15 protein-coding genes are annotated in these 15,791 nt (G+C 65.6%); 5 read left to right on the top strand and 10 right to left on the bottom strand.

Annotated elements, in window-relative coordinates; all coding sequences use genetic code 11:
• From JWP83_RS16610 to JWP83_RS16600, 3 genes are all read right to left on the bottom strand, one after another.
• A partial coding sequence (locus JWP83_RS16610) for an amidohydrolase family protein (protein ID WP_297731936.1) occupies positions 1 to 853 on the bottom strand: 853 nt, incomplete at its 3' end.
• Positions 850 to 2,130 (bottom strand): acyl-CoA dehydrogenase family protein, encoded by a 1,281-nt coding sequence (locus tag JWP83_RS16605; RefSeq protein WP_297731933.1) that lies wholly within the window; start codon positions 2,128 to 2,130, stop codon positions 850 to 852. The genes JWP83_RS16610 and JWP83_RS16605, both read right to left, overlap by 4 nt.
• Complete coding sequence (locus JWP83_RS16600) at positions 2,127 to 3,275, bottom strand: acyl-CoA dehydrogenase family protein (RefSeq protein WP_297731931.1); 1,149 nt, start codon at positions 3,273 to 3,275, stop codon at positions 2,127 to 2,129. The genes JWP83_RS16605 and JWP83_RS16600 overlap by 4 nt, the downstream gene beginning before the upstream one ends.
• A gap of 261 nt (positions 3,276 to 3,536) precedes the next feature.
• Between JWP83_RS16600 and JWP83_RS16595 the strand changes: the two genes are divergently transcribed.
• The gene (locus JWP83_RS16595; protein ID WP_297731928.1) at positions 3,537 to 4,376 is read left to right on the top strand and encodes a hypothetical protein; all 840 of its coding nucleotides are present in this window, start codon (positions 3,537 to 3,539) and stop codon (positions 4,374 to 4,376) included.
• On the top strand, positions 4,373 to 5,956 hold the full coding sequence (locus JWP83_RS16590; RefSeq protein WP_297731926.1) for an AMP-binding protein: 1,584 nt from the start codon (positions 4,373 to 4,375) through the stop codon (positions 5,954 to 5,956). The genes JWP83_RS16595 and JWP83_RS16590 overlap by 4 nt, the downstream gene beginning before the upstream one ends.
• 31 nt (positions 5,957 to 5,987) lie before the next feature.
• Here the strand turns inward: JWP83_RS16590 and JWP83_RS16585 are convergent, their stop codons facing one another.
• Entirely contained in the window at positions 5,988 to 7,517 is a 1,530-nt protein-coding gene (locus JWP83_RS16585) for an aldehyde dehydrogenase family protein (protein WP_297731923.1), read from the bottom strand.
• A 192-nt stretch (positions 7,518 to 7,709) separates the two neighbouring features.
• Between JWP83_RS16585 and JWP83_RS16580 the strand changes: the two genes are divergently transcribed.
• Both JWP83_RS16580 and JWP83_RS16575 read left to right on the top strand, forming a co-directional pair.
• On the top strand, positions 7,710 to 8,552 hold the full coding sequence (locus JWP83_RS16580) for a coniferyl-alcohol dehydrogenase (protein WP_297731921.1): 843 nt from the start codon (positions 7,710 to 7,712) through the stop codon (positions 8,550 to 8,552).
• 29 nt (positions 8,553 to 8,581) lie between these two features.
• Positions 8,582 to 9,664, top strand: a complete 1,083-nt coding sequence (locus JWP83_RS16575) for a dihydrodipicolinate reductase (protein WP_297731918.1) — start codon at positions 8,582 to 8,584, stop codon at positions 9,662 to 9,664.
• A gap of 27 nt (positions 9,665 to 9,691) precedes the next feature.
• Here JWP83_RS16575 and JWP83_RS16570 read toward each other — a convergent pair whose 3' ends face one another.
• Complete coding sequence (locus tag JWP83_RS16570) at positions 9,692 to 10,735, bottom strand: diacylglycerol kinase (RefSeq protein ID WP_297731916.1); 1,044 nt, start codon at positions 10,733 to 10,735, stop codon at positions 9,692 to 9,694.
• Between the two features lie 225 nt (positions 10,736 to 10,960).
• Here JWP83_RS16570 and JWP83_RS16565 point away from each other — a divergent pair, with 225 nt between their 5' ends.
• Positions 10,961 to 11,419 (top strand): nuclear transport factor 2 family protein, encoded by a 459-nt coding sequence (locus tag JWP83_RS16565; RefSeq protein ID WP_297731913.1) that lies wholly within the window; start codon positions 10,961 to 10,963, stop codon positions 11,417 to 11,419.
• Positions 11,420 to 11,552: 133 nt separating this feature from the next.
• Here JWP83_RS16565 and JWP83_RS16560 read toward each other — a convergent pair whose 3' ends face one another.
• The 5 genes from JWP83_RS16560 to JWP83_RS16540 form a co-directional block, all read right to left on the bottom strand.
• Positions 11,553 to 12,476 carry an alpha/beta hydrolase gene (locus tag JWP83_RS16560; protein WP_297731909.1) on the bottom strand — a complete coding sequence of 308 codons (924 nt, stop codon included), beginning with the start codon at positions 12,474 to 12,476 and terminating at the stop codon, positions 11,553 to 11,555.
• A 343-nt stretch (positions 12,477 to 12,819) separates the two neighbouring features.
• Complete coding sequence (locus JWP83_RS16555; RefSeq protein WP_297731907.1) at positions 12,820 to 13,314, bottom strand: nuclear transport factor 2 family protein; 495 nt, start codon at positions 13,312 to 13,314, stop codon at positions 12,820 to 12,822.
• 11 nt (positions 13,315 to 13,325) lie between these two features.
• Positions 13,326 to 13,913, bottom strand: a complete 588-nt coding sequence (locus tag JWP83_RS16550) for a TetR/AcrR family transcriptional regulator (protein ID WP_297731904.1) — start codon at positions 13,911 to 13,913, stop codon at positions 13,326 to 13,328.
• Positions 13,914 to 14,225: 312 nt separating this feature from the next.
• Positions 14,226 to 14,837 carry a hypothetical protein gene (locus JWP83_RS16545; protein WP_297731902.1) on the bottom strand — a complete coding sequence of 204 codons (612 nt, stop codon included), beginning with the start codon at positions 14,835 to 14,837 and terminating at the stop codon, positions 14,226 to 14,228.
• An 18-nt stretch (positions 14,838 to 14,855) separates the two neighbouring features.
• Entirely contained in the window at positions 14,856 to 15,581 is a 726-nt protein-coding gene (locus tag JWP83_RS16540) for a type 1 glutamine amidotransferase domain-containing protein (protein ID WP_297731900.1), read from the bottom strand.
• Between the last annotated feature and the right edge of the window lie 210 nt (positions 15,582 to 15,791).

The raw sequence follows: 15,791 nt of genomic DNA, 5'->3' as shown, positions 1-15,791 counted from the left end.
GGCTGAGCATGCCGTGGCAGATCGCCGCGGTAATGGTGTCGTTGATGGCCCGCCCGGGCGACACGGCGTCATAAAACGGGTTGGGCTTGAACGCCAGCGTTTCCCGGTTGGTCCCTTCCGAGTCGTTGATGTACCGCTGGTAGCCGGAGTCCGACGCATGCAGCGTCACCAGCACGCCGGATTCGGCGATCCGGGCCCAGAACGGATCGAATTCTGGCAAGAACGGGGACCGGGTGCCGCGGTAACCGGCGACGGGTGCAGGCCGCATCAACACGACTTTCGCACCGCGCTCGAGAAGCCAGTCCAGCTCGGCCACCCCGCGCTCGGGGATGGACGGGTTCACGATCGGGGTGGCGAAGATACGGTCGCGGTAGTTGAACGTCCACTCGTCGTGGAGCCATTGGTTGAACGCGTGGATGACCGTGCAGGTCAGATCGGGGTCGTCGGCGAGGCGGACCTCGAGCAGGCTGGCCAAGGTGGGGAACATCAGCGCCGCATCGAGTCCGAGTTCGTCGAGCAACCGAAGGCGCGGCTCGGCAGTGCGGTACTCCTCGCCGGTGCGCACCGGTTTGCCGGCCAGCTCCCGCAGCGATTTGCCGTCGGGATTGTTGCCGGAGAAGTACTCGGCGAACGCGCCAGGGCGAGCGACGACGTCGAACGTGGGGTTGGGGATGTAGTCGCTGATCACGTTGTCGACTGCGATTTTCGTGCGCCCGTTGACCTGGACGTACTTGAACAGCCCGTCGTACTTCGCGGGCAGGTGCCGGGTGAAGGCGTCCTGCGTCTCGTACAGGTGGTTGTCGGCGTCGAATACTGGAAAGTCGAGTTTGCCCATGATTGCTCCTGCGTTCATGATCGGGGTCGTGGGACTGCTGCGTTGGTGCGCACGTCCCGGAACGGGCGGTCTAGGTCCTCGGCAGGTTCGCGCGGCATCGCGAGTACACGTTCGCTGATGATGTTGCGGGTGATTTCGGTGGTGCCTCCGCCGATGCAGGGTCCTTGGCGGCCGAGGTAGGCCACGCCGAGATCGCCGGTCGGATCGTCGTCGCTCCACGCGACCGCGCGATCGCCGGCGATCTCCAGCGCGATGCTGGCCAGCCGGACGCGCATCATCCCGTTTGACAGCCGAGGGATCGATCCGGCCGCGGCCGGGAGACGACCGGTGCGGATCGATGTGGCGATGCGCCCGACGAGCGCGGTGTGCACGCGCGTGAGTACCCGCGCTTCCCCGATTAGCTGCCGCACGCGGGGGTCGGTCGCGCCGCCGGAGTATCGTGCGAGTGCCGCCGCGCTGACCTGGTCATTCTCGTGGGCGGCGGTGCGCGGGGCCATCGCGTAGGGCGAGGATCCGCTCATCGCCTCGCGTTCGTGCAGCAGCAGCCGTGACGCGACATTCCATCCGTCGTCGACCTGGCCGAGGATCTGATCGGCGGGGACGACGACGTCATCGAAGAACTCCTGACAGAAGTCGTCGCTTCCGTCCACGTGTTTGATCTGGGTAATGGTGATCCCCGGTTGATGCACTTTGACGATGAGAACGCTGAGCCCTTTGTGCTTGGGAACGTCCCAGTTGGTGCGGGCCACGCACAACGCGTAGTCCGACTTCCACGCGTAGGTACTCCAGATCTTCGACCCGTTGAGAACGAAGAGGTCGCCGCGACGGTCAGCCCGCGTCAGGGCCCCCGCCAAGTCGGAGCCGCCGGTCGGCTCGGAGAGGAATTGGACCCACAGTTCCTCCCCCTTGAGCGCGGCGGGGATGAAGCGTTTCTTCTGCTCTTCGGTGCCGAAGTCCAGGATGGTCGGCAAGATGATGGTGAAGGTGGGGGTGTTGAATAGCCGCGGCAGCTCGTAGCTGTAGCTCACGTCGATGAACGCGTCCTGATATTCCGCGGGCAGCCCGCGCCCGCCGTACTCGACCGGGTAACAGAGCCCGGCGAAGCCTGCGTCGAAGAGTTTGCGTTGAATCGCTTTGGCACGCAGCACGTGGTCGGCGTCGTCGGTCGCGTGTCCCAGGTAGGGGTCGGCGCCGTCGAGTGGCTCCAGATTCGCGGTCACCCATTCCTTGGCCCGCGCGTGGAAGGTGCCGAGGTCTTCGGCTAGTCCTCCGGATGCTTTCGTCGTCTCGGTCATGGTCGTCCCCCTACCCGATCGGCGAGGATCGCCAGGCAGTCGCGCTGGTGCATTGGGTCGCCGTAGGTCTGTCGATTCGCTACGACCCGACGCAGATATAGGTGCAGGTCGTGGTCCCAGGTCACCCCGATCCCGCCGTGCATCTGGATGCAGTCCTGGATCAGCTCGGGGCATCGCTCGGCGACGTAGGCCTTGGCGACGCGGGCCACCTCACCAGCGTCGGGGGCGCCGTCCTGGACGGCCCTGGTGGCGTCGACGGTGATGGCCTGGGCGGACTCGAGCCACAGTTTCATGTCAGCGAAGCGGTGCTTGAGGGCTTGATAGGACGCCAGTGCGCGACCGAAAGACGAACGGTCGAACGCGTATTGGACGGTGAAGTCGAAGACCCGGTCGGTCGCGCCCACCATCTCAGCGCACTGCAGTACCAGGACGGTCTGCAGCTGTGCCTCGAACGACAGCGAGGCGCCACCCAGGACCCCGACCACCGCCGAGGACGGTACCCGCACGCCGTCGAAACCGATCTCGGCGTGTTGGCGGACCAGGTCGAGCCCGCGCAGCGGGGTGATCCGCAGACCGGGCGCCGAAGACGGGACGAGGAACTGGGACAGGCCCTCGGACCCGGTGGCAGTGACCATCAGCCAGTCGGCCTGCCCCCCGGTGTCCACGGGTCGTTTCACCCCGTCAAGGACGAACTCGGCGCCGTCGCGTCGCGCCTGCAGGGTCACCCCATCCGGGGTGATGTCGCGGCCCGGCTCCGCGACGCACCACGCGGCGATCGACTCGCCGGAGAGCAGGCCCGGCAGCACGTGCGATGCGAGCTCCTCGGAGGCTTCGCGTGACAGGGTCTGCGCGACCACATTCGTCGCGATCAGCGGCCCTGGGGACACCATCGCGCCCATCTCCTCGGCGACCAGAGCGAGGTCACGTAATCCCTCGCCCGAGATGCTCCCTCCGCCTCGCCGCTCGTCGACGAGCAGCGAGGTCCAGCCGAGTTCAGCCCCGCGCTGCCACCACCCGCGGTCAAACCCTGCCGCCTTCTCGGCCAGCGCCCGTACCGCGGTCAACGGGACGGTCGCGTGCAGGAACTTGCGGGTCGTGTCCCGCAGCAGCTCCTGATCCGGAGTCAGATCAAGATCCACAGTCACCGTCGATCACCGCGCCACCGACAACCGGCGAACACCCACAGGCGGGCGTACACCGCTCAGGATCCCAGTTCGATAACGTCACCCTTTCAAAACTAGTATCACCAGTGTTTGAAAAACAACGCGTCCACTGCATATTACGGTTATAACGTTTCCGCATGGGGAGCTGTCCGTCGCCGATGTAGGGCATGGATCACCGCTCGCGGTCTCGCGTTGTCGGTGGTAACCACCTCAGACCGTTAAAGGGCAAGGAGGTTCCGAAGCGTGGTCCGAGACATTCGCGAGGGTCCAGTCGAGGAATACTGGAATCGCCTGCGGGAGATGATGGGTCCCGACGGCCTCATCACCTACTGGTACCTCGGCCGGGCGTTCAACCAAAACGTGGATCCCGATACAGTGCGGCTGCGCCGCGACATGCGGAACAGCACCGGCGGCATCATGGCGGCGCCATTGGCGATCGCCGCGCCCGAAACCGGCGGCTGGCGCGATCGCGAAGTGATCCCCGCGCCCGTCGCCTACGGGCTGCACATCCTCGACGACGCCCGCAACGTCGCCGAGATCCGGATGGCCCGCGGCACCGTGCGCCGAGGCGCCAAGATGGGCTTTAGCCGGTCCCTGATCACCGACGCCGCCGACTCCTCCCGGGTCATTGCCGTCACCACCGGCGTCGGCGTCACCCTCGGCGACGCGCCGCCGTCGTTTCGGCCGGTGGACGTGCCCCCAGAGTTACCCGACACCGCCGAGCTCCCCCCGCTGCACGTGGTGTTCGGGGCGCAGCGCACAGCCGATGGCTGGCGGCTGCCCGCCCTCACCTCCCGCCACGCCTCGACCTCGGCGTCGCTGCACCTAGGCCCGATCCACGTGATATTCGAGGCCGCCGCCACGGAACTGGCCGCCCAGCTGGCCGGGACCGGCACCGTCCAGGTCCGCGACTGGGACGTCCACTTCGTCAGTCCCGGGCGCAGCGGCCCATTCCTCGTGCATTCGGACGGGTGGGCCGGGCCCGAGGGGCGGGTGGCGGTCCGCTTCACCCTGGTCGACGAGGGCCGCGACGGCGTGATTGTTGCCGCCGGCGCAGCGACATTCGCATGCGGGCGGCCGTGACAACAGTGCCGGAGCACGAATTCGAGACGCTGCCCCACGCCATCCTGGCCACAGCCAGTGCCCGTCCCGACGTCCCCATCATCTTCCACGGCGCCGGGCGCAACGAGGCGGTGTCACTCGCCGACCTCGTGGATCGGGCGGCTTGCTGCGCGGCGGCTTTCCGCGACCTCGGCGTGCAGCCAAGCGACACTGTCGCCGTCCAGGTACCCAGCCAGATAGGCGGGGTTATCGCGCAGGCCGCAGCGGTACTCGCCGGGGCGGTACTGGTGCCCGTGGTGCCCAGCTACGGCCCGCGCGAACTAGGCCTCATCCTGCGGGAGTCGCGCGCCCGGCTGCTGGTGACGCCGGACCGGTGGGGCCGGCGGGACTACCTCGCCGATCTGCATCGCCTCGGCGGCTGCCCGGATCTGTCGTCGGTGGCCGTCATCGCGGACTCGGTACCGCAGAGATACATCGACTTCAGCCAGCTGGCGAACGGCAGCGAACCGTGGTCCACGACGACGGCTGCCGAAGCGGACGACGTATGCCTGCTGGTCTACACCTCAGGGACGACCGGGCAGCCCAAGGGGGTGCAGCACACCCACACCACCCTGCTCGCGGAGCTGCGCACGCGGTTGACCGGCGTCGCAACCGACAGCGTCATCCTCGCGGCGTTCCCCTCCGGCCACGTCGCGGGAACCCTCGGGCTGTTGCGCATGCTGCTCCAGGGAGTGCCGCATGTAGTGATGGACGCCTGGGATGCCACTGCGGCAGCCCGTCTCATCAACGAACACGGAGTCACCGCAACAGGTGGAACACCGTTTTTCCTGACAACGTTGCTCGATCTCGCCGACGAGGTCAACCTGTCCAGCCTGCGTGAGTATGGGGTCGGCGGAGCAAGCGTGCCGCCGAGCGTAATCGAGCGGGCCCACCAGCACGGGATCATGGCCTTCCGCGCCTACGGTTCCAGCGAGCACCCCACCATCAGCGGGGGCTCGTCGGAGGACGCCTTGGACAAACGCGCACACACCGACGGCCGGCTCGTCGATGGTGTCGAGCTCCGGATCGTGGATGACGAGCTGCAAGACCTCCCTGCGGGCACTCCCGGCGAGATCCTCAGCCGCGGCCCCGAATTGTTTGTGGGCTATCGCGATTCGGCGCTCGACGCGGACGCGTTCCTACCCGGACGGTGGTTTCGCACCGGTGACATCGGCGTGCTCGACCCCGACGGTTATCTCACGATCACCGACCGCCGAAAAGACCTCATCATCCGCGGCGGGGAGAACCTGTCCTCGAAGTTGATCGAGGACATCCTGGCCGAGCACGAGGCGGTTGCGGAAGCCTCGGTCGTAGCAGCACCGGATCCTCTCTACGGAGAACGGGTATGCGCCTTCGTCGTGCTGCGGCCCGCAGCCGCGTTGTCGCTCGCCGACATCCGTGCGCATTTCTCCGTCAGCGGTACCGCCCGGCACCTGACACCCGAACGCCTCGAGATCGTCGACGACCTACCACGCACGGCCACCGGCAAGGTGCGCAAGGACGAACTCCGAAGACGCCTGCACCGCTCAACCGACCCGTCCGCAGACGGTTCCACCAGCTGAGCGCGCGCCGCCCGCGCTCACCCCTGCTGGCTCAGCTCCACGCGATGGATTTGAGTTCGGTGAACTCCTCAATCCCGTGGTGGCCCCATTCCCGGCCGACCCCGCTCTGCTTGAATCCGCCGAAGACACCGGTGATGCCCACACCGCTGGGCTGATCGGCTGACCAGCCAGGGCCGGAGCTGCCCAGAGCCTCGGCGTTAACGGTCGGCGAACCGACCGTCTGCACCGAGACGTTTCCGGCTCGGATTTGACGGGCGACGTTGAAGCCACGCGCTGTATTGCCGGCGATGACGCCGCCACCGAGCCCGTAGATCGAATCGTTGGCGATGCGAATCGCTTCGGCTTCAGTCTTGTAGGTGATCACGGTGAGGACCGGGCCAAAGATTTCCTCCTGGGCGATCCGCATGTCATTGCGGGCGTTGATGAACAGCGTCGGCTCGTAGAAGAAACCCTTGGCCAGGTGCGCGGGACGTTTGCCACCAAAGACCAGCTCGGCTCCCTCGTCGAGGCCGGACTGGACGTATGCCTCCACACGGGCTCGCTGCTGCTCTCGGATCAACGGGCCGATCAGGGTGTCAGGCTCCCGGGGGTCGCCCACCTTGAGAGACGACACTGACTTCTTGGCCCCTTCGACGTACGCGTCAAGCAGGTGCTCGGGCAGCAGCATCCTGGTCTGGATCGCGCAGCCCTGCCCGGCGTGGATCATCGAGGTGATGATGCCCATGTTGGCGACGTGATCTTCAGGGACATCGTCCAAGACGATCGATGCGCTTTTGCCACCGAGCTCGAGCTGCAGGCGTTTGACCGTAGGCGCTGCGGCCGCCATGATTGCCCGCCCGGTCGCGGTGGAACCGGTGAATGTCACCATGTCGACCAGCGGGTGGGTGGTCATCTCCTCGCCGACTTCGGGCCCGCCGGCGATGACGTTCAGCACGCCGGGCGGAAGGTCTGCATCCTGAGCTGCTTTGGCGATTTCGAAGGCGTCCAGCGGCGTCCACTGGTGCGGCTTGAGCACTACGGTGCAGCCGGCCGCCAAAGCCGGCAGGACCTTCACAATGTTGAGAAAGAACGGGAAGTTGAACGGGGTAATGGCGGCCACCACACCGACCGGTTCCCGGACCACGGCGTGCCCGCCCATCCCGGTCGGACCCCCGGCCGGCGGCGACACTTCGGTCCAGCGCACCGCGAGTTCCATGGCCTCGGCAATCCACTCGGCGATGTCGATAGTGCCACGTACCTGAATGATGTCGGCGAGGAAGCCGACCGACCCAGACTCGGCCATCACCAGCTTTTTGAGGAAATCGTGGCGCTCATCAAGGATCGCGGCGAATCGGCGTAGCACCACGGCGCGTTCCCGCGGCGAGGTCCGCGGCCATGGCCCGTCGTCGAAAGCCCGTCGGGCGGCCGCGATCGCCGCATGAGTGGCCTTGAGGCCCGCGTCGGGAACCGAGCCGATGACCTCCTCGGTGGCCGGGTCGATGACTTCGATGACGCCCACCGTGTCGTCCGCCGTCCAGGCGCCGTCGATGAACATGGCGTCGTAATCCCACCGGTCACTCACCGCGCATTACCTCCAACTCGCAACAATTTGATGGCCTGCACCACCCGGGCGGGCCTATACAGCGGGGCTAATCATGTCAGACGACGCTAGCAGTCTGCTCCCATAGGGAGAATACTGTCTTTCCAATACAGCACCTGTTGTATCTTCAACCGGACAGACACCATCTTCGCAACCAACTTATTCGGAGGAAGCATGGAAGACGCACTGGGATATGCGGGGCGCCATGTGGTGGTCACCGGCGCCGCGTCCGGAATGGGCGCAGCGACCGCTAGCATCCTGACCAACCTGGGAGCCCGGGTCACCGCCCTCGACGTGCGGCACACTGAGGTTCCTGTCGACCGGGTGCTCGAAGTGGACCTGCGCGACCGCGCATCCATCGAGCGGGCAGCCGAGTCCATCGATGGGCCAATCCACGCCTATTTCGGCTGCGCAGGCCTGCCGGGGCCGCCGTTTTCCGGTCTGGACGTGATGCTGGTCAACTTCGTGGGGGCGCGGCATCTGGTGAACCTGATCCTGCCCAAGATTCCCGCCGGCGGTGCGATAGCGGTGGTCGCATCCAACGCCGCCATGGGGTGGCAGCTGGAGCTGGAGCGGCTGATGGAACTGGTGTCCACCGACGGATTCGACGAGGGCAAGCAGTGGTGCGAGGCCAATGACGCGATGGGAGCGGTCGGCGCCTACCCGTTTTCGAAGAAGGCGATCAACGCCTGGGTCGCTTCCCGGGCGGCCACGCTGATCACCGACGGGATCCGGCTCAACTGCATCAACCCCGGACCGACGGACACCGCCATGCTGCCCCACTTCGTGGAGTTCGCCGGGGAGAACATCATCGACGCCTTCATCGGCCCGATCCGGCGGCGCTCAACCGCCGAGGAACAGGCGTGGCCGCTGATCTTCCTCAACAGCCCCCGCTCGAGTTACATCAACGGCGAAGCACTGGTCACCGACGGCGGATTCTTCGGCGCCGTCCAGTCCGGCCAGCTCGACCTGACCAAGATGTTCGATGCCTCGGACAGCAGCGCCAGCGGATCGTGACCTTGACCAGTCGACGAGGGGCTCCCGCCGTGCCACATCGAGTCATCCAATGGGGTACCGGCAACACCGGGGCGCACACGCTGCGCTTCCTGCTCGAGGACCCGGCTTTCGATGTCGTCGGGGTGTGGGTGAAGCGAGAGCAAAATGTCGGGCGCACCGCCGGCGAGCTGGCCGGGTTGGCGACGGCCGGCCCGAACGCCACCCATGACGTCGATGATCTCGTCGCAGTGGACGCCGACTGCGTCGTGTACATGGCTGCGGAGCCCAGCGGGTCTCCAAAGCAGCCCGGCACCGACGGCTGGGAAAGCGTCGACACGATGTGCCGACTGTTGGCCAGCGGCAAGAACGTCGTGGCCACCGGCATCTCCGGGCTGACCAATCCGCGGGCGTTCGGCGAAGACGTCTACGAACGCCTTTGCCTGGCGGCTGAGTCGGGCGGGACCACATTCTTCGGCACCGGCATCGAACCGGGCTTCATGTGTGATGCGCTGGCCCTCAGTCTGAGCAGCATCTCCCGCGACATCAGGTCGATCCGCGCGCAGGAGTGCCTCAGCTACGCGACGTATGACCAGCCCAACTACCACGTCTCGCACGGCGGGATCTGGGGGGCGCCCTGCGACCCGAGCTACGGCGACGCGTTCGCCGAACACATCCTCGCGGCAGGCATGGGCGGCCCGGTGCTCCTGCTTGCCGACGCCCTCGGCGTGACACTCGACGATCTCACGGCCGTGGTCGACCTCGCCGCCGCCGGCGAGGACTTCGAGGTCCCGATGGGACCGATCGGGAAGGGCACCGTGGCTGGATACCGCTTCGAGCTACTGGGCATCGTCGGCGCGGAGACCAGGATCGCCGTCGAACACATCACCCGGATCCATCCGGACGTGGCGCCACATTGGCCCTCGATCGGTTCCGGCGGCTTCCGGGTGATCGTCGAGGGCACACCATCGTTCACTGCCGAAGTCATCTTCGACGAGGACGACCCGACCACCGCGGGTTGCGTGGCCACGGCAGCGCGAGTCGTGAACTCGATCCCCATCGTGTGTCCCGCTCCCTCGGGCGTCTGCTCGTTTCTCGATCTCCCCATGATCAGCGCCGCCGGGTCGTTCGCCTGAATAGGGCGGTGCGCACGTCGACAGCCGTCAGAGCAGGCCCCGCGCACCGTGCGGCGCCAGGTCCAGGTAGGTCAGCACACCGGGAGGCGCCGCGCAGACCGCGGGAATGGCGTTGGTGACCGGCGTGACGGCGACGATGTAGCCGGCATGAGTCGTGTCGCCGAAATCCGAGGTGAGCGACATGTCCACCTTGATGTTGGGCTCTCCTTCGATCTCCACCCGGTAGACGTCGTCGAGGCCGTGCTCGGGGAAGTCCTCGCGACGCAGTTTGGTGATGTGCTCGATCACAATGCGTGCCTCGCCGTCGACCATGCCCCTGATTTCGAAGGACATGCCGGACACGGTGCCCTTGGCGATGCGCCCCGAAGCGATTTCGAAGTCCTCGTCGGCGTGGATGACGTAGTGCGCCTCGTCGATGCCGTCGAGTGTCACGCCCATCGCGTCGGCCAGCATGGCCACGCTGGGTCCCCAGATAGTGGCCGTCACCCCGGGCATCAGAATCATCGAGGAGGACGTATCGAGCTCGCCGAAACCGTAGAGGCCCAATTGCGGGTTGTTCCACGGGCCGTAGTTGTAGATCTCGAACAACCTGATCGAGCGGACCTGCTGGGCCACGGTGAGGGGTGCCAACGCCAGGCCGAAACCCGCCCACCCAGGGTCTCCCCCGCTGGTGTAGAACGACGTGTTGCCCGCCAGGCACGCCTCCTGGAGGCGGTCGTAGACGTCTTTGCCCTTCGCCTTGGGATAGACCAGTGCCGGATCGGAAACGTTGACGACGTTCTTGCCGGCCCGCAGCATCCCGATGCAGTCGTCGATTACGTCGTCCTCGCGCCCCATGCTGTTGGCGGCATAACAGATACAGTCCGCGTCTCCGGCGATCAGCGCGTCGGCGTCCTGGGTGGCCAGCACGCCGATCGGCGGCACCCGGGACAGCTCCCCGACGTCGCGTCCAGCCTTTGCCGCGGAGGACACCCACGCGCCGATCAGCTCAAGGTCGGGATGTTTGAGGATGCTCTGCACCGCCAAGGTACCCAGATTTCCCGTCCCCCATTGAACGACCTTGTAGGTCATCGTTGATCTCCGATCCCGGTCGGGGCCCCACGGCCGCTGGTGCACCTGCCACTTAGAGCTATTTACGACCTAATCCACGGACGGCATCCGTCTACGAGAAGGAGGATATAGTGTGCGTTTGGTGGCAGTTAATCATATCGATTCAGTAACCTGGGTTGTTCAACAAATGACATGCCGACATCCACCGGTAGCGCCCGCGTCGGCGACGACAGAAAAGTGAGTCCAGTGACGTATTCACGCGAAGAACTAGCGGCTGCCCATGATCACCTCATCGCACTCAGCGTGGCCGCCCAGGACAGCGGGCAGTGGGACGATTACTGCGAACTGTTCACCGAGGACGCCCTCTATGTAGAGCACTTCTTGGGCACCTACCACGGGCGCCAAGAGATCAAGCAATGGCTCATCCCGGCGATGACCGCGTGGCCGCAAATGCGGTTCCCCGTGCTATGGCGCACCTTCAACGAGGAAGACGGACTGGTCGTGTTTGCCGTCGGCAACGATATGCCCGACGTCGACGGGAACGGGCCCTACTCAGTGCCGTCGTGGACTCTCCTTGAATATGAGGGAAACAACCAGTGGTCGCGTGAGGAGGACATCTATAACCCTGACGCCATGCTCAAGATGCTGAGTCGGTGGTGCGATGCCGCGGGCGTCCCATTTCCCGCCCCCGAAATTCACACCTGACCGAGTGTCATTGCGCGCCTGTCTTCCGCGGTGCCGGGCAGATCGCACATCCGTCAGTTCGACCGGCGACAGCGCTTTGGCTTTGATCTGCTGTCCGGCCGCGGCCAAGGTCAGTTCGAACGGCTGCACATTGCTAGGCCACCGCCGTTTGGAGTCCCAGCGTGGAGTTCAGCCAGCGACCCATTTCGGCGATCGCGCGGTCGACCTCGTCGACGCGGCCCGCCCCCATGATGAAGGAGTGCTGCCCCTCGTCGACTCGCCGGACGACGATGTCATTGCCCGCCTCTTTTGCCTTTCGCGAGAACGCGACGGCGTCCGACGCGAGCAGTTCGTATTCGCCGTAGTACACCGCGACGGGGGGTAACCCGGACAGGTCGGCCCCGAGCAGATGCACCCGCGGGTCGGTGAATTCCACGCCGGTTCCGTCGAGCCAGGACGACCGGAACAGCTCCAGCAACCCCCGCGTGAGCAGTTTGTCCCGCCCGGCGTTGGTTTCAATGGATTCCCCCGACAGGGTGACGTCGGTCCAGGGCGAAATGGACAGCACGGCGCCGGGCAGCGCCTCGCCCCGATCACGCAGCCGCAGCGCGAGTTCGACCGCGAGATAGCCGCCGATCGAGTGGCCGACACTGGCAATCTTGTTGGGCCGGTAGCCCTGATCGAGCAGCCAGCCGTAGGCGCTTTCCACGTCTTCGACCTGCGCCGGATACTTGTGCTCCGGGGAACGCCGGAAGTTCAGTACCAGCGACCGCGCGCCCGCCGCCTTCGCGATGTGCCCGGCCGCCTTTCGGTCCGAATGCATCGACATCAGCACGCTGCCACCCATATGCGTGTGCAGCAGCACCGATTCCGGGTCGCTGTCGACGGGGATGCACCACAAAGCCTCGACCCCGCCGGCGTCCACCTCCGCGTAGGTGACCCCCTCGGGCTCCTTCGTCGCCAGATGGATGTTCTCGGTGACGTCACGAATCGTCTCGAGCTCGAAGTTGGGATTCGAGGATCGCCTGCCGAGCTCCGCCAAGAAATCGGCGAAATCGACCGGCTGCTTGCTTGCCATTCATTTGCCTTCCGTCGGGACCATAGAATAACGATCACTATATAACGTTCGCTATCCTATGGCTAGCCCCGATCCGGTGATGCCCTGGGGGCGAGTCCGGAAGGGCGCCGGGCAGGCCGCGGCACGAGGTCGACCAGTGGGAACAGATCCGCGACTACCAACATGCAATAACGTTCGCGCAGAACCGATCCGACGTGGATCCCGATCGCATCGGCGTCTGAGGAACGAGCTTTTCGGCGGCCCACGCCTTCGTTATCGCCGCGATCGACCGGCGTGTGAAAGCCGTCTGCGGCCGGGCGCCGTTCATCAGTGCCCGGGCCACCTGGTTCACGACGTACCTCGGTTACGAGAAGTACGCGTCAAACGACCCGATGTCGGTCAAATGCGCCGTGACGTCGGAAATCTTGTCGTCACGGATGGTGAGGACGTTGACCACGTCCTGTTCGAGTCGCTTGCCATTGTGCTCACCGGTGTCGTACAACGTGACCGCGACGGTGTCACGGCCGAAAGCGAATCCCTGCGGCGAGATGTGCAGTCCGTACTGGGCGAACATGTCGGCGAGCCTGGTGATGTCGCCGATCCCGGTCGCCCGGCCGGACACCACGCTGGAGCCGGGGATGGTCCAGACGATGTCGGGGGTGGCGTGTTCGGCGATTCCCGCATGGTCGTCGTGAACGATGGCGGTCGCGAACGCGCCGACGATGGCCCGCTGCTGCTGCGTGGCCACCGCTTCATCGTCCGGCGCGGCGGCCAGATTGCCGCCGGGCACAACGCAAGCCATCGCCGTGGCAATACCCGTCCCCGCCAAGGCGGCCTTCCAAGCAGTCGTAGCCCGCATGCCGCCTCCGGTCATTTGCGTTGCTTGCCGGGTGAAATGAGCCTGTCCGCGGTCTCCCGCGCGGCGTCGAGCACCTTCGCCTGCGTGTCGGCGTCGGACATGGCGCGCGAGATCGACACCGCCCCGACCATCAGCGCGACGACGCTCCACGCCCGGCGATCCCGGTCGGCGCCGTCGAGCAGCTCCGCCACCCGCCCCGCCAGCGCGGCGATCTTGTGTTCGTACGCCTCCCGCGTCGGCTCTCCCGCCCGCGCCACGTCGGCGCTCAGGGTCGGCATCACACACCCGTCGTCCGGGTTGTCGACGTGGTAGGCGCTGAGGTATTCCGCCACAAAGCTTTTCAGCTTCGCCCGGCGGTCGGCCTTGCTGCCGGACTCGGTGTCGGAAACGAATGGTTCGCCTACGGCGGCCTCGACGATCGCCTCGAGCATCGCTTCCTTGTTGGCGAAGTTCGAGTAGAACGCTCCCGAGGTGACGTCCGCCGCGGCGGCCAGCCCGTCCACCCCTATCCCGTTGAAGCCGGCGACCTTCATCGAACGCGTTCCGGCACGCAGCAGCGCGGCGCGCGCCTTGGCCTTCTGGTCTGCCGGATATCTCATGACAAGGACCTTTATAGCATAACTATCGATATCTGATGCCGCGAAGCCGGCTAGGGTTCCGCAGTTGTCGCTGGACTGGTCCGAGAGACACAGGCGGTCGCCAATGATGTTCGACCGCTCCACGGTGTCTCACGGCGACTCCGACTCGGTTGTCTCACGGAGCGCTTCATTTCCTACGACTACGCGTATTCGCCGCACTTGAGACGCATGGAAGGAGCCCGGCGCGCACTACTTCCTCGGAGCGGCACTCGCCCGATGGTGACAATCAATGCGTTCCTGGGACGTAATGCTTTGTCGCGTTCGCGATGTCGATCATTCTGCCCGGATCGACCGAAACACCAGCCCGTACTCGTCGAGTGCGACTACGGCGCTGTCGGTCGCCGCGACGGCGTCCACCCGAATCGCTGCGGCAGGACTACGGCTCTTTACCAACGCGTCGATGTCGCGCCAAATGGTTTGGCTGAGTTGTCGTCCAGACCGGTGATCGACCAGCAGGGCCGCACTGACGAACCCGTCGGTTTCCGTCAGCCAAGGCACCGCTGTGTCTTCATATCCGGCGATCGCTTCGTCGATTGCGGCCGGATTTGTCTGATAGACGGTGTGGCGCACGCCCGCTCCGCCCTCTTCTCGCCCCACCCGAGTCACGCTCGCCCTCCGAAAGCGTTCGACCGAGGCGGTGCCGAGCGCAAGACGGATCGCTTCGTCGCGGACACCGGCCTCTACGCGTTCGCTTTCTCGCATGGCGTCGTGTGAGACCCAGAACGACTCGAGGACCGCGACGGCTAGGTCGGGAGATACCTGCAGCGACATTCCTTTCTCGCCAGGTTCTGACTCAAGGCGCGATCGGCCATCAGAAGCGAGGTATGCGATGGCGTCGTCAATCCGTTCAGGGTCGGCGGTTATCAGCGTGTACCGGACATGCATCTGTGGCTCCTTCACTCGTCACGACGGCGGGGACTGTGCCGCCATGAGGACGGCAAGCGTGCGTTCGGCCGCCTGCTTCGAGGACGCCGGATTCTGGCCGGTGACAAGGCGCCCGTCCACCACCACGTGCGAACTCCAGGGCTGCCCCTCGTCGAAGTCCGCTCCCTCCTCGCGCAGTCGGGTCTCCAGGAGCCACTTGGCACGGTCGGCCAGACCCGCTTGGCGCTCTTCCTCATTCGTGAAGGCGGTCAGCCGTCGGCCGGCGAACAGCCAGGTGCCGTCCTCGCGGCGGGCCGCCAGCAGTCCGGCCGGCCCGTGGCATACCGCAGCGACGACTCGTCCCGTGTCGAACAGATCGGCCAGAATTCGGCCGAGCGGTCGACAGTCCGGCAGATCTTCCATCGGCCCGTGGCCGCCCGGAATGAAGACGGCGTCGTAGTTGCCCAGGTTGTCAGCGGCCTGCTCCACCGACATTGGGGCGGCGAGCTCGTGCTCCAGCGATTCCAAATAGCTACGAAGCTCGGCGGCGCGTTCTTCGCCACCAGCGCGATCGGGCGCCAGGCTGACCTGATCGACGGTCGGCCGGACACCACCCGGAGTGGCGATGTCGACGTCGACCTCGGCGTGGCGGAAGGTGCGGTGGGGTTCGACGAATTCTTCGGCCCAGAATCCAGTGGGATGGCGGGTGCCGTCAGACAACGTCCAGTGATCGCTGCCGGAGAGCACGATCAGTATTCGAGCCATGGAGTACCTCCTTGATGATCCGACTGTCTTCGTCGACATGCTGCCGCTGACGCTGCCTGCGGTCTTGGACACACAGGTGCGAAAACTGTCGGCTTCGCTAGACCTGAGGGCCTTTGCAGCGGTCTCGATCTGCCAGAACAGGTGGTCCATCGACTCTTACTAACCACAGGTTGGTGCGCCGCAACGCAGAAGCGGGCATTGTCCGAGAAA

The sequence above is a fragment of the Mycobacterium sp. genome, from assembly GCF_025965855.1.
GTDB lineage: Bacteria > Actinomycetota > Actinomycetes > Mycobacteriales > Mycobacteriaceae > Mycobacterium.
Note: the sequence above shows the minus strand (reverse complement) of the source record. Positions and strands in the feature narration are given on the sequence as shown.